Source organism: Rathayibacter sp. AY1H3 (assembly GCF_002932015.1).
Window position 1 is genome coordinate 46,024 of the sequence record NZ_PSUU01000015.1, and the last position, 13,211, is coordinate 59,234.

The window sequence follows — 13,211 nt, forward strand, 5'->3', positions numbered from 1 at the left end:
ACAGCACGGCGACGGAGGCGGCCGCCGACCAGGCCTGCGGTCGGCAGGCCGCCGGGTACGGCACCGGCGCGTGCACCTCGGCGGCGGGGTCGCCCGAGTGCAGCTCGGGCATCCGGTAGCCGAAGCCCTCGGCCGCGGCGATCAGTCCGCGCGAGAGGGTCGTCGCCTCCGCCCCGAAGCCCTCCCGGGCGAGCCCGGTGACGGCGATCGCGGTGTCGTGGGCCCAGACGGAGCCGCCGTGGTACGACAGCGGCCAGTAGCCGCCCGAGCCGGTGTCCAGGGTGCGCAGGCCGAAGCCCGAGTCGAGCCCGGGGGAGACCAGCAGCTCGGCGACCCGGGCGGCGTGCTCGGGGGAGAGGATGCCGGTGCCGAGGAGGTGGCCGAGGTTGCTGGTGATCGTGTCGACCGGGCGCCCGGCCGCGTCGAGCGCGATCGCCGGGTAGCCGCCGTCGGCGTCGTCGATCCAGAACGCCTCCGCGAAGCGCGCCTTCAGCGTCGACGCCGCCTCGCGCCACTCCGAGCCGTCACGGCCGAGGTGCTCGAGCAGCGCCGCTCCGCCGACCATGGCCTCGTGGGCGTAGGCCTGCACCTCGCAGAGCGCGATCGGACCCTCCGCGAGCGTGCCGTCGCGCCACTGGATCGAGTCGCCCGAGTCCTTCCAGCCCTGGTTGGCGAGGCCGTGCCCCGTGGTGTCGACGTACTCGAGGAACCCGTCGCCGTCGGAGTCGCCGTCGTCGCGGAGCCAGCGCAGCGCCGCCTCCAGAGCGGGCAGCAGCTGGGCACCGGCAACCAGTACCCGCTGCAGCTCGCGGCCGCGGTGCTGATGTCGATCCCGGTGGCCGTGCTGTTCTTCGTCTTCCAGCGGCGGATCATGAACACGACCGAGGGCGCGGAGAAGGGCTGACGCGGGGGCTCCGGCTCCTGCTGAGCGAGCATCACGCGTGGGTGACCGGTTCCTGCTGATCGAGCAGCGCACAGGGCGCGTATCGAGATCCGTGTCCGTGCGACGGGTCTCGATACGCCCCTGCGGGGCTGCTCGACCAGCATGCGGGAGTGCCGCCGCTACTTCGCGAGGAACTCCAGGACGACGCGGTTCCACTCCTCCGGGTGGCTCACGGTCACTCCGTGCGGGGCGCCGTGGACGACGTGCAGCTCGGAGCCGGGGATCGCCGCGTGGGTGCGGGCGCCGGAGCCCTCGAACGGAACCGTGCCGTCGCCGTCGCCGTGGATGACGAGCGCGGGCACCGACACGTTGGGCAGGTCCTCGCGGAAGTCGGTGGTCGCGAACGCCGTCATGCAGGCGAGGGCCGCGTGCTTGGCCGACTGCTTCGCCAGAGCGATCGCCTCCTGGCGCTGCTCCTCCGTCACCTTGAGCACGCCGTCGACCGAGAAGAAGTCGGTGGTGAACCGGTCGTAGAAGTCGTCCTCGCTCTTCGTGAGGCCCGCGGTCATCTGCGCGGCCTGCGCCTTCTCGAGCGGGCCGTCCGGGTTGTCGTCCGTCTTCATCAGGTACGGCGGGACGGCCGAGGCGAAGACGACGCTGTGCAGGCGATCGGCGCCGTACTTCGTGAAGTAGCGGGCGACCTCGCCGCCGCCCATCGAGAAGCCGACCAGGGTGACGTCCTGCAGGTCGAGCTCGGTGAGGAGGGTGTGCAGGTCCTCGGCGAGCGTGTCGTAGCTGTAGCCGGTGAGCGGCTTGTCGCTGCGCCCGAAGCCGCGGCGGTCGTAGGTGACGACGCGGTAGCCGGCCTCGGCGAACGCGGGGACCTGCTCCTTCCACGACTCGCCCGAGAGGGGCCAGCCGTGGATGAGGACCACGGGGCGGCCCGATCCGCCGGTGTCGTCGACGTGCAGGTCCGTGTCCTTGAAGAGTCCGTGGTGGGCGGTGATCTCGGCCATGGCGAGTGCTCCTTCCGGCGCCGACGATCGGCGTCACATGATGTTCGAGGACGTCCCTGCGAGCGGATGGCCGGGGCGGGGAGGGTTGACAGCTCCCGTCACTCCGCGACGACGGCCGCGGCGAGGCCCCGCAGCGCGGTGTGCAGCCCGGGGCTCATGGGCAGCCCGGCGTCGAGCACGGCGTTCGCGGCGGCGACCAGCACCGGTGCCGCGGGGGAGGAGACCACGGTGAGGCCGGCGGGCGGATCCGCTTCGCCCGAGGGCCGCACGACCAGGACGAGCCGGGAGCTGGGTGCGCTCGTGCTGATCGACGCTCCCGATCGGGCGGGCAGTACCGCGAGGGTGCCGCGGCCGACGAACTCGCGCTCCTCCCGACTGGCGACGGTGAACGCGCCCTCGAGCGGGAGCAGGAGCACCACCGACCCCGGGTCGGCGCGGGGGCTCGGGCGGAAGTCGATCGTGCCGGCCGTGTGCCAGATCCGCCGGAGGAGCACGCCCTCGACGGCGGCCTCCTGCCCGGTGACGGCGAAAGCGGGGTCGGGCCCGGCCTCGGCGTGGCGGGCCCGCAGCCAGTGCCGGGCGGAGTCGCCGCGGAGGGGCATCGGGCGGATCAGCGGATCGGACACGGCGGCTCCCGAGGAACGCGGACCTGAATCGGCCGAGACAGTGAGGAACCATCATCCTAGGAGCGGCGGGAGGCGTGGTCTCCGGAGTGGCGCGTCCTCACATGCCGATGCCGCCCCGGCCGCGCTGAGCGCGACGCCGGAGCGGCATCCGAAGGGTGGTGCGGACTACTGGAAGCCGCCGCCACGGTCCTCCGGGTCCTCGATCGGGTCGGAGTCGGGAGTGTCGATCGAGTAGGTCACGTGGACCGCCTCGCCGACCTCCTTCGCGGAGACGGCGTTGTAGACGAGGTGCGTCTCCTGGCCGTCGACGGCGGCGTAGACGTCGACCTCCTTCTCGTAGCCCCCCTCGGTGCTGACGCGGTTCTCGGTCTGGCCGTCGAACGGCCCGCCCTGGAAGAAGGCGAGGTAGCTCTCGCCCTCGGCGAGTGCGCGGATGTCGTTGCTCATGCCCCCAGGTCTACCACTCGGCGCCTCCCCGCCGCTCGGCCTTGCGCTCGGCGGGCGGAGGAGGGCCGGGGCGGCGGCGGCCTTGCCTCGAGGCGGCGGCACTGCTCGACGGGATCTCTCCGCACGCGCCGTCAGGGCACGAGCCGCTGCGTGATCGAGGCCGTCGGCCCGCTCAGCGCGATCTCGGCGAGCGCGCCGTTGACCAGGGGCATCTGCGGCGGCTGGTGCCCGATGTCGACGTCGAGGATCACCGGCACGCCGAGATCGCCGAGAGCCCGCCGCACCGCGTCCTCCTGGCTCAGCTCGGGCAGCCAGGCGCCCTCGGTCCGGCCGATCAGGACGCCGGTCGCCTGCTCGAACCAGCCCGCGAGCCGGAGAGAGGTGAGCATCCGGAGCACCGAGACGGAGTCGGACCCGGCCGCCTCCAGGTAGACGACAGTCCCCTCCGGCGCGTGCCGGCGAGCGAAGCCCGGAACGTCGCCGTAGGGCGTGCCCGCGAGCAGGGACACCGTCTCGAGGCATCCGCCGATCAAGCGGCCGGACATCGCCGCGTCCGCTGACCCGTCGAGCGAGCGCCAGCGGGTCGGCTCCTCGTAGGCCCGATCGCGGTCGAGCGGCTCGTCCGCCCACGCACCCCACGGACGGCTCCGGCGTCGCGGCGCGGCGTGCTGCGTGAACGCGGCTCCGGGCTCGAGGCCGGCGACCTCCGTCCAGCGGTGGAATCCGACCGGCAGCTCCCACGGCTCGTCCATCAGATTGGCGCCGTGGATCGTCGCGAGCCCGGTCGTCGTCGTCAGGGGCAGGAGCAGCGTCGAGACGTCCGACCAGCCGACGAACCAGGGCCGGGCCTCCGCGAGGGCGTGCCAGTCGAGCCTCTCCAGCAGCTCGACGGCGAGCTCGCCGCCCCACGGAGGAAGGACCGCGTCCCCGCTCCGGAAGGCGTCGTGCAGGTCGGCCGCCCGATCCGCGGCGGACGCCGGAGCGAGTCCGCCGAGGAGGGCGTGCGGCCGGACCCGGACGTCGTAGCCCGCCGAGCCGAGTCGGCGCGCGGCGTCCTGCAGCCGGTCGTGCAGGGGCTCGGGGACTCCCATCGAGGGCGCGGGCACCTCCACCCGGCCTCCGGCGCGGAGGGGCGTGGGGTACGTGATGCTCGCCATCCGATGACGCTAACGCCCCTCGCGGTGACGGGCTTCGAATGCTCCGTCCGGCGAGTACCTCCGCGCCCTTCCTGCCCCGACTCGCGGGCGGCCGCTGAGCGCGATCGCGAGAGGGGTCGGCGCGAGTGCCGCGCCGCCCACCCACCCACTCGTGCGCAGCGCCGCCCGCCGGGAAGAAAGATGGGGCCAGGAGGCGCACCGGAACGAGACGTCGCGGTCTCGCGCAGGCGTCTCGGCTCCGCTGCTGCCTGCGGCGATCAGCGTCACGCGGCGCGTTCAGCTCGTGAGGCGGCCGATCTCGTCCTCGGAGAGGAGGCGGTCGGAGTAGAGCACGATGCGAGCCGCGGGGTCGGGGCTGTGCGCGTCGGGGCCCGCCCACCTCCGTTCGAGACCGAGTCGAGCGACCGTGCGGTGCGATCGCTCGTTCCGTTCCGCGACGACCGCGGTCACGGGGAGCTCCGGCCGGAGCCGCCGCGCCCGAGCGATCCCTGCGGAGGCGACCTCCTGGGCGTACCCCCTGCCCCAGTGGTCCGGATGGACGGTGAATGCGACGTTCCAGGCCGTGTCGGTGAGGAGAGTGCAGCCGCCGACCCCGATCGCGCCGTCCGCGCAGCCCTCGGTACTCCGCACCCGAACGACCCAGCTGCTGAGGTCGTCCCGTTCCCGCTGCGCCGTCCGGTGGGCGAGCACCGCCCGGGTCTGCTCGACGGAGCCGTGTCGGAGGAGGGGGTCGCCCGCCGCGATCCGCTCGTCGGAGTACAGCCGCCACAGCTCGTCCAGATTGCTCTCGGCGGGACGGAACAGCCGGAGCCGCTCGGTCGTCTCGTCGGGGCGATCACCGGCGCCGATGCTGCTGCCGCTCGCTCGAGGCGGGACTCGGGGCCATCGGGGCGGTCGCCGAGGAGTGAGGCGAGCGCGGTGACCGCGCCTGGACGTCCACCCGCTCAGCCCGTGATCAGGCCGGTGAGGCGGTCGGCGGCGGCTCCGACGGTCGAGACCGCGCTGACCGTGAAGAGGCACGCGACGCCCCAGAACCAGGTGCGACCGGGTGCCCCGGCGCTGCGCCGCTCGAAGGCGAGCCACCAGGCGCCGACCACCGAGACGCACGCCGCGACCACCGAGCCGAGCGCCATGCGGACGTACTCCTCGGGACCGGGGGAGGACCAGGCCGTGGTCGCGAGGACGATGAGCAGCGGGACCACGATCATGCCCAGCGCGCCGAGCAGCACCGCGTGGAGGTGACTGCGGGGAGGGGCCCCGGCCGTCGTCGTCGCGGTCCGCGTCCGTGTCGTGTCCATGCCGCGTCCCCCGTCGCCGCGGTCCGGTCCGCGCTGCCCCGACGCTATCCGCTCGCCGTCCCGCCGTCACCCCCCACCTCCGAGCGGGCCGCGTGCCCGGTGGCGTCAGCACCGCGCCGCACACGCCGCCCCGGCCGAACGCCGAGAACGTAGGATGTCCGGGATGACGATCGGACGCCGCCTCTTCCTCTCGGGAGCCGCCACGGGAGTCGGGCTCCTGGCTCTCGCGGGCTGCACGCCGTCGCGTCCGACGCCGACCCGCTCCGTCACGAAGGCCCCCGTGCCCACGCCGAGCACCACCGCCGTCCCCGCGCCGGCCGCCTTCGTGCGCTCCGCCTGGGCCGAGGATCCGTACGCGCTCGGCTCCGTCTCGTACCTGCCCGTCGGCGCGACGCCGCAGCACCGCACCGACCTGGGCACGGCGGTCCTCGACCGCGTCTTCCTCGCGGGCGAGGCCACCGACACGGAGGCGCCCGGCACGCTCCAGGGCGCCTGGAGCTCCGGGGTCCGCGCGGCCGCCGAGATCAGCGCCGTCGCCGACGAGGGCGAGCGGATCGCGATCGTCGGGGCCGGTCTCGCCGGAGCGGTCGCCGCGCGGCGCCTGTCCGACGCGGGCTTCGACGTCACCGTGGTCGAGGCGCGCGAGCGCACCGGCGGCCGCATCGCCACCGCGACTCCGGACGGCTGGCCGATCGCCGTCGAGACCGGAGCCTGGGCCCTCACCGGCGCGGGAGCCGCCCTGCGCGAGAGCATCGCGGACGCGGGCGTGGTCACGACCGCGGTCGACCTCGCCGACGTCCGCTCGAGCGATGCCGACGGCGCGGCTCTCGACACCGGCACCACGGGTGCCGACGCCCTGACCCGTGCTCTCGAGTGGGGAGCGGAGCAGCCGGAGGATCTGGCGCTCGCCGAGTCGTTCGCCGGCTCCGGAGCGCCCGATCCCGCCGAGGCCGAGCCGGGCTCCGGCGACGGCGACGCCGCCCGCGTGGCGGCGCACCTCGCCGGGACGACCGCACTGCGCACCGGCGCCGCTCCCGAGGAGCTCTCCTCCTGGTACGGACTGGGCGACGCCTCCGCCGCCACGACCGCGGAGGAGCTGAGCGACGACTCCGGCGACGCGCTGCTGACCGACGGGCTCGCGCCCCTGGTCGACACCTTGCTCGCCGACGTCGAGGTCTCGCTGCGCGCCGTGGTGAGCGGGATCGGCTACACGGACACCGGGGTCAGCATCCGGCTGGGCACCGGCGAGTCGTTCACAGCCGACCGGGTGCTGGTCACCGTGCCGATCGGGGTGCTCCAGACGGACGCGATCGCCTTCGACCCGCCGCTCCCGTTCGCGCAGCGCGCGGCCGTCGCGGCCCTCGGCTCCGGTGTCGTCGAGGCGCTGTGGCTGCGCTTCGACGAGGCGTTCTGGGAGGCCGACGCCCCCGCGCGCTGGTCGCTCGTCGGCTCCGAGGCGGGCATCACCGAGTGGCTCAACCTCCAGCCGTCGACCGGCGAGGCGGTGCTCGTCGGGCTGGTCGGAGCGGATCAGGCCCTCTCACTGCAGGACCTCAGCGACGACGAGCTGGTCACCCTCGCGCAGACGGCGCTCGAGCCGTTCGCCGTCGTCCCCGGCTGACGAGCTCGCGGAGCCGCGCCAGCGGGCCCCTCCACTCCGACGCGTGCGCCGCCCCGAGCGGCCGCACCCGGCTGAGCGCGAGGACGAACGCGGCGATGCCGGAGATCAGGCTCAGCACGATCACGTCGTAGAGCACGAACATCACGGGTCCGTCGACCTGGCCGGGGTCGAGGAAGAAGTACGGGTACCAGCCGATGAGGGCCCCGCGGACCAGGGTGATGACGCCCCAGACGATCGGGAAGCCGAGCACGGTCAGCGCCCCGCGCCAGGCGACCGGGCGGCGGCCGGGTCCGAGGATCCAGTCGAGGATCGCGAGCGTCGGGATCACGAAGTGCAGGAGCGCGCTCGACCAGGGCACGTCGACCCGCACGCCGCGGTTGTTGGCCTCCACCGCGATCAGCCCGAAGACGATCCCCGACACGACCATGTAGGTGAGCACGAGCGCCCGCACGGTGCTGAGCCAGCGCGGCTCCCGCTCGCGCGCGAGGGCGACCAGGCCGGACAGGCCCAGCACCACGACCCCGGCCATGTTCGACTGCGTCGTGAAGTAGGCGAAGAAGTTGTCGATCTGGAACGCGCGGAAGCCCAGGGTGTAGAAGAAGTCGCCGACGAGTCCGACCGCGCCCAGCCCGGCGAGGGCCAGGCGGAGGATCGCGAACGCCTTCCGCACACCCGCTCCGATCCGTCGCCGCTGGGCCCGGAGGGCCGGACTTCCGGACGATTCTACGGTCGCCGCGCTCGGAGCTCCCCGAGCGCGCGGCTCCGCCGGACGGGGGAGGCGGGCCCCGCGGAGGCGATCTAGCGTGGAGGGATGGCGCGCGCACAGGACGGGAAGGGTTCGGGTCGGATGTCGTCGGAGGAGGCGTCCCGGCGCTGGAACGCGGTCACGGGTCCGCTGTTCCTCGCGGCGGGAGCGGTCTTCGCGGTCCTCGGGAATCCGGTCTGGCCGGTGTTCCTCGTCCTGGGGATCACGTTCCTCGGGCTGACCGCCGGCCCCGGGAGGCCGACGAGCCGGAGCGGAGCGCAGGAGCCGGACCGCGATCGGTGACGCGCGCTTCGCGACGCGGACACTCGCCGGTCGCGTTGCCGGGATAGCGTGCGTGTCATGCCCTTCACGCCGAGCCACGCCGTCGTCGCGCTCGCGTTCTCGAACGGCCGGATCCCCGCCGCGGCCGTGGCCATCGGCGCGATGGTCCCGGACATCGGCATGTACCTCCCGATCGCCGTCGCCCGCGAGTCCACCCACTCCCTCCTCGGCGTCGTCACCGTCGACCTGCTGCTCGGGATGCTCGGCCTCGCGCTGTGGAGCGCGGTCGTCGCTCCGGCCTGGCGCGACCTCGCGCCCGCGCTGGTCCGCTCGCGCCTGCGTCCCCGGCGCTCGCCTCCCCGCGGGGCCGCCGCATGGATCCGCGTGCTCGTCTTCGCGGCCGCCGGCATCGCGATCGGAGCCGCCAGCCACGTGATGTGGGACGGCTTCACCCACCGGGGCGGCCTCTTCGTCTCGGCGATCCCGCTGCTGCAGAAGGAGCTCGGGCCCTTCCCCGGCTTCCGATGGGCGCAGTACGCGAGCGGTGTGCTCGGGCTGCTCGGGCTCGGGATCGGCGCGGTGGTCTGGTACATCGGTCGCCGTCCCCGGAAGCTCCGCTCCGACGGCCGGCAGCCGGTGCGCATCGCGGCCGCGGCCGTGGTGCTCGCGGCCGCGGTGGTTCCCGCCGGGATCGTGCTGGCGGGTGCGGGCATCGATCCGCTCGACGCCGCCTACCGGGCGCACGTGGTGCGGGCGGCGATCCTGCTCGTGGGCGGCGGCGCGGCGGCCGCGGTCGCCGTCGCGGCGGTCTGGTGGCTCACCGGCCGAGGGGTGCGCGGGGCCGTCGTCTGAGACGGCGGAGGACGAGCCTGTCGTCTCAACGGAGCACGGGCATCCGTCGCGAGGAGGATGCGCCGGTGCATAGCCCACCGATAGCGTCGGACACGGCCCGTTGGGGCGGGCCGCCTTCGGGGGAAGGCACTAAGGGGAAATCGGGGGCTCGCGGCACACGCCGCGGGCCCTCTACCCGTTTCCGGGCCGCTGCCGGCAGCTCCCGTCGCCTCAGCGCCGCTTCGAGCGCGGCCGGTTCTGCGCGGCCGGGCGCTGCGGGATGCGCGGAGCGCCCTCGCCGGCGGCTCCCTGGGGGAGCGAGGACGCGGGCGGGATCGGGCGGCGGGTCACCGGGCGCACCGGCTCGCCGCGGCGCGTCTGGCCGGGGATCGGCCGGGAGCGGCGCCCGTAGATGAGCTCGGACGAGTCGAGCAGCCACGGCACCAGCGCCACCGTCACTCCGTGCACCAGCAGGAGCTTCTGGCGGATCCGCCGCGACTTGTGGTTGTGGAGGAACGCCTCCCACCAGTGCCCGACGATGTACTGCGGCATGTAGACCGTCGTGATCTCGGAGCCGTGCTCGAGGCGGTGGGCCTTGATGTACTTGATCAGCGGGTACGAGATGTCGCGATAGGGAGAGGCCACGCAGCGCAGCGGCACCTCGATGTCCATCTGCGCCCAGTCGGCCTTCAGCTGCGCGGTCTGCGCGTCGTCGATGGAGGAGTGCACCGCCTCCAGCGTCTCGTGCCGCGCCGCGATGGCGTAGTCGAGCGCCTTCAGCGTGGGCTTGTTCATCCGGCCCACCAGCACGATCGCGTGGTCGCCGTTGGCGCCGAAGGTCGTGGTCGGGTCGACCTCGATCTCCTTCTCGACGTCGCGGTAGTAGCGGTAGACGCCGGCCATCAGGACGCCGAGGATCGGCATCACCAGGTAGACGAGCCAGGCGCCGTGGGTGAACTTCGTGATCGTGACGACGACGAGCACCGCGAACGTCAGCGTCGCGCCGAACAGGTTGATGGCCAGGCTCGTGTAGACGGTGCGCGAGCCCTCGCCGTTGCGGATCATCCGGACCCAGTGCTTGACCATGCCCGACTGCCCGAGCGTGAACGAGACGAAGACGCCGATGATGTACAGCTGCACGAGGCTCGTGAGCGAGGCCTGGTAGACGAGCAGGATGATCGCGGCGACGAGCGCCAGGATGATCACTCCGTTGGAGTAGATGAGGCGGTCGCCGCGGGTGTTCAGCGACTTGGGCGCGTAGCCGTCGCGGGCCAGCACGGAGCCCAGCAGCGGGAAGCCGTTGAACGCGGTGTTCGCCGCGAGGAGCAGGACGGCGGCCGTCGCGGCCTGGATGATGAAGAACAGGATCGTGTTGTTGCCGAACGTGGCGGCGGCGACCTGCGCGATCACGGAGCGCTGCGGGGTCGTGGCGCAGTCAGCGAAGCCCACCAGGTGGCAGGCGTTCTCGGCGTAGTGGACGTTCGAGAGCAGGGCGAGGGCGGTCAGGCCGACGAAGAGCACGATCGCGATCGTGCCCATCGCGACGAGGGTGCGCTGGGCGTTCTTGACCTTCGGGGCGCGGAACGCGGGCACACCGTTCGAGATGGCCTCGACGCCCGTGAGCGCCGCGCAGCCGCTCGCGAAGGAGCGCAGCAGCAGGAGGACGACGGCCGCCTGCGTGAGCTGCTCGCCCTGCACGGTGAAGCCCGCCGACTCCGCGACCGGGGTGTCGCCGAAGGCGGTGCGGACCAGGCCGACGACGACCATGACGAAGACGCTCGCGACGAAGAGGTACGTCGGGACGGCGAAGGCGCGGCTCGACTCCGAGACGCCGCGGAGGTTCACGGCCGCCAGCAGCACCACGAAGAGGATGGCCAGCTCGACCCGCAGCGGCGCCAGCTCGGGTACTGCGGAGATGATGTTGTCGACTCCGGAGGCGACCGACACGGCCACGGTGAGCACGTAGTCCACGAGGAGGGCGGCGGCGACCGTGAGGCCCGCCGTCTCGCCCAGGTTGGTGCGGGCGACCTCGTAGTCGCCGCCGCCGGACGGGTACGCCCGGATCAGCTGGCGGTAGCTCAGCACCACCACGACGAGGAGGACGACCACGCACGCGGCCACCCAGGGGGCGAAGGTGAGGAAGGAGAGTCCGCCGAGCAGCAGGATCATCAGCAGCTCCTGCGGCGCGTAGGCCACGGAGGAGAGCGGGTCGCTGGCGAAGATGGGGAGCGCGAGCCGCTTCTGCAGCAGCTGTCCCTCGAGCTTGTCGCTGGGGAGCGGCTCGCCGATGAAGAAGTGCTTGGCGGTGCGCAGCTCGGTCGCGTCGGCCGATGATCCGTCCGCGGCGGACGGGGGGCCCTCGTGTGTCACGAGCGATGACACTACTCCGTACGAGGGGGCAGTCAAGACGGCCGGGAGCGGGCCGAGCGGAGGCTGATCCCGCGCTGTGACCGGGAGTTTCCCGGTGCGGCGGGGAGCGGCGGCCGGCGTGCTCGCGGCCGACGCCCCGAGCGGGGGGTCAGCGGCCGTCGCGGGTCGCGGCTCCGATCAGGCTGGTGAGGCTGTCGCGGAGCGCGATGAGCTCCTCGAGGGGGACGTCGAGCCGCTCCACGATCTGAGGAGGAACCTGCAGGGCCTGCTCGCGGAGGGCCGCTCCGGAGGGGGTCAGCGCGACGTCGAGGCGGCGCTCGTCGTCGCTGCTCCGGGCCCGCGTGACGTGGCCGCTCGCCTCCAGGCGCTTCACGAGCGGGCTGAGCGTGGCCGGCTCGAGGCGGAGGGCGGAGCCGAGGTCGGCGAGCGAGCGGGGGCTGCGCTCCCAGAGCGCGAGCATCACGAGGTACTGCGGGTGCGTGAGTCCGAGCGGCTCGAGCACGGGGCGGTACAGCCCGATGACGGTGCGTGCCGCGACGGCGAGGGAGAAGCAGACCTGGTTCTGGAGGGCGAGCGGGTCGGATTCCACGACGTCATCCTCTCATCGTGCCCTGATGGTTAGTACACTAAGGATATGACGCGGAAGAAGACCGGCTCCCTCTACCAGCGCTTCAACGCGCGGCTGTTCCCCTGGATCGGCCCGCCGCCGCTCGGCCCGTACGACCAGCCCGAGCAGGAGGCGCCCGCGGGGCAGGCGTGCCCGCTCTGCGGCCGGCCGATGTCCGAGCACGTCATCGACCGCTCCGGTCCGCGCACCCAGCTGTACTGCCCGAGCGACCCCTCCTGAGTCGCACGCCCCCGTTCGGGGGTCAGGGGCTTCGGGCGGCGGGGGCGGATGATGAGCGCATGTCCCGTCTGAGCCCCACCGCCGCCCGCGTCGTCCAATACAGCCGTTTCGGCGACGCGGACGTCCTCGAGATCGCCGAGGTCGAGCGGCCGAAGCCCGGGGCGGGCGAGGTGCTGGTCGAGGTGCTCTCCGCCGGGGTGAACCACATGGAGGCGTTCATCCGGCAGGGCCAGTTCGACTCCGACCACTCCGCGGCCTTCCCGATGCGCCAGGGCACCGACTTCTCGGGCGTCGTCGTCGCCCTCGGCGAGGGCGTCACCGACATCAAGCTCCGCAGCGACGTGGTCGGCCACGCGCTCGTCGGCTCCCACGCGACCCACGTCGTGGTGCCGCGCCGCAACCTCGTCGCCAAGCCCGCCTCCGTGAGCTGGGAGGTCGGCGGCGCGCTGTTCCTCGCCGGAGTGACCGCGTGGCGCGCGCTGGAGGCCACGCATGTGGGACCCGACGACACCGTCCTCGTCTCCGCCGCGGCCGGAGGAGTGGGCAGCCTCGAGATCCAGCTGGCGAAGCTACGCGGCGCGACCGTGATCGGCACCTGCGGCGAGCGCAACTTCGACTACCTCCGCCAGATCGGCGTGAAGCCGGTGGTCTACGGCGACGGGATCGCCGACCGCATCCGGGCCGCGGCGCCCGGCGGGGTCACGGTGTTCCTCGACAACTTCGGCGGGGAGAACGACGCCCTCGCCGACGAGCTCGGCATCGCGGCGGGCCGCTTCCACTCCAGCGACGACCGCAAGGAGATCGAGCTGCGCGCCGTCTGGCCCGACGCCGAGACCGCCCAGCGCGACACCGAGATCCTCGGCGAGCTGGTCGGCCTCGTCGGCGAGCAGAAGCTGCGGGTGCTCGTCTCGGGCTTCTACCCCTTCGACCAGGTGCAGGACGCCTTCGACGACCTCGAGAAGCGCCACTCGCGCGGCAAGATCGTCCTCGGCATGAACCCGGTGGACCCGGCGAAGGTCACCAAGGCGCGCGACATCCACGAGGCCGGCCGCTAGCCGCACCCTCCCGGCGGCTGTCCGGGCTGCTCT

General features: G+C 73.3%; 14 protein-coding genes and 2 pseudogenes. 6 read left to right on the forward strand and 10 right to left on the reverse strand.

The window, feature by feature from the left end; all coding sequences use genetic code 11:
* Positions 1-10 precede the first annotated feature (10 nt).
* Positions 11-775, reverse strand: a pseudogene (locus C5C33_RS07705) (amylo-alpha-1,6-glucosidase); the annotation flags it as partial.
* Here C5C33_RS07705 and C5C33_RS07710 point away from each other — a divergent pair.
* Positions 758-904: pseudogene (locus C5C33_RS07710) on the forward strand (carbohydrate ABC transporter permease); the annotation flags it as partial. The pseudogenes C5C33_RS07705 and C5C33_RS07710 overlap by 18 nt on opposite strands.
* 158 nt (positions 905-1,062) lie before the next feature.
* Here the strand turns inward: C5C33_RS07710 and C5C33_RS07715 are convergent.
* The 6 genes from C5C33_RS07715 to C5C33_RS18460 all read right to left on the reverse strand — a co-directional run bounded on the left by C5C33_RS07715 (position 1,063) and on the right by C5C33_RS18460 (position 5,427).
* Entirely contained in the window at positions 1,063-1,899 is an 837-nt protein-coding gene (locus tag C5C33_RS07715) for an alpha/beta fold hydrolase (protein WP_104260847.1), read from the reverse strand.
* Between the two features lie 98 nt (positions 1,900-1,997).
* Positions 1,998-2,525 carry a hypothetical protein gene (locus C5C33_RS07720; protein WP_104260848.1) on the reverse strand — a complete coding sequence of 176 codons (528 nt, stop codon included), beginning with the start codon at positions 2,523-2,525 and terminating at the stop codon, positions 1,998-2,000.
* Between the two features lie 165 nt (positions 2,526-2,690).
* A complete protein-coding gene (locus tag C5C33_RS07725) occupies positions 2,691-2,972 on the reverse strand; it encodes an oligoribonuclease (protein WP_104223758.1) in 282 nt (93 codons plus the stop codon).
* Positions 2,973-3,103: 131 nt separating this feature from the next.
* Positions 3,104-4,129 carry a S66 peptidase family protein gene (locus tag C5C33_RS07730; protein ID WP_104260849.1) on the reverse strand — a complete coding sequence of 342 codons (1,026 nt, stop codon included), beginning with the start codon at positions 4,127-4,129 and terminating at the stop codon, positions 3,104-3,106.
* Between the two features lie 276 nt (positions 4,130-4,405).
* Complete coding sequence (locus tag C5C33_RS07735; protein ID WP_181136215.1) at positions 4,406-5,149, reverse strand: GNAT family N-acetyltransferase; 744 nt, start codon at positions 5,147-5,149, stop codon at positions 4,406-4,408.
* Positions 5,074-5,427 (reverse strand): hypothetical protein, encoded by a 354-nt coding sequence (locus C5C33_RS18460; protein WP_181073421.1) that lies wholly within the window; start codon positions 5,425-5,427, stop codon positions 5,074-5,076. The genes C5C33_RS07735 and C5C33_RS18460 overlap by 76 nt, the downstream gene beginning before the upstream one ends.
* Before the next feature lie 163 nt (positions 5,428-5,590).
* On the opposite strand from C5C33_RS18460, the gene C5C33_RS07740 reads away from it, so the two are divergent.
* Positions 5,591-7,048: an NAD(P)/FAD-dependent oxidoreductase gene (locus C5C33_RS07740; RefSeq protein WP_181136216.1), complete on the forward strand. Its 1,458-nt coding sequence runs from the start codon at positions 5,591-5,593 to the stop codon at positions 7,046-7,048.
* Here the strand turns inward: C5C33_RS07740 and C5C33_RS07745 are convergent.
* Positions 6,999-7,718, reverse strand: coding sequence for a Pr6Pr family membrane protein (locus C5C33_RS07745; RefSeq protein ID WP_104233845.1), 720 nt, complete (start codon positions 7,716-7,718; stop codon positions 6,999-7,001). The two genes, C5C33_RS07740 and C5C33_RS07745, sit on opposite strands and share 50 nt — an antisense overlap.
* A gap of 141 nt (positions 7,719-7,859) precedes the next feature.
* Here C5C33_RS07745 and C5C33_RS07750 point away from each other — a divergent pair, with 141 nt between their 5' ends.
* Both C5C33_RS07750 and C5C33_RS07755 read left to right on the forward strand, forming a co-directional pair.
* A complete protein-coding gene (locus C5C33_RS07750; RefSeq protein WP_146076574.1) occupies positions 7,860-8,096 on the forward strand; it encodes a hypothetical protein in 237 nt (78 codons plus the stop codon).
* A gap of 57 nt (positions 8,097-8,153) precedes the next feature.
* Positions 8,154-8,927 carry a DUF4184 family protein gene (locus tag C5C33_RS07755; RefSeq protein WP_104260852.1) on the forward strand — a complete coding sequence of 258 codons (774 nt, stop codon included), beginning with the start codon at positions 8,154-8,156 and terminating at the stop codon, positions 8,925-8,927.
* 210 nt (positions 8,928-9,137) lie between these two features.
* Here C5C33_RS07755 and C5C33_RS07760 read toward each other — a convergent pair whose 3' ends face one another.
* Positions 9,138-11,276 carry an APC family permease gene (locus tag C5C33_RS07760; protein WP_374952928.1) on the reverse strand — a complete coding sequence of 713 codons (2,139 nt, stop codon included), beginning with the start codon at positions 11,274-11,276 and terminating at the stop codon, positions 9,138-9,140.
* A 148-nt stretch (positions 11,277-11,424) separates the two neighbouring features.
* Entirely contained in the window at positions 11,425-11,865 is a 441-nt protein-coding gene (locus C5C33_RS07765) for a MarR family winged helix-turn-helix transcriptional regulator (RefSeq protein WP_104260853.1), read from the reverse strand.
* Between the two features lie 45 nt (positions 11,866-11,910).
* On the opposite strand from C5C33_RS07765, the gene C5C33_RS07770 reads away from it, so the two are divergent.
* Together C5C33_RS07770 and C5C33_RS07775 are read left to right on the forward strand one after the other, a co-directional pair.
* Positions 11,911-12,123, forward strand: a complete 213-nt coding sequence (locus tag C5C33_RS07770) for a hypothetical protein (RefSeq protein WP_104223750.1) — start codon at positions 11,911-11,913, stop codon at positions 12,121-12,123.
* 59 nt (positions 12,124-12,182) lie between these two features.
* Positions 12,183-13,178, forward strand: coding sequence for an NADP-dependent oxidoreductase (locus C5C33_RS07775; protein ID WP_104238704.1), 996 nt, complete (start codon positions 12,183-12,185; stop codon positions 13,176-13,178).
* Positions 13,179-13,211: the final 33 nt, after the last annotated feature.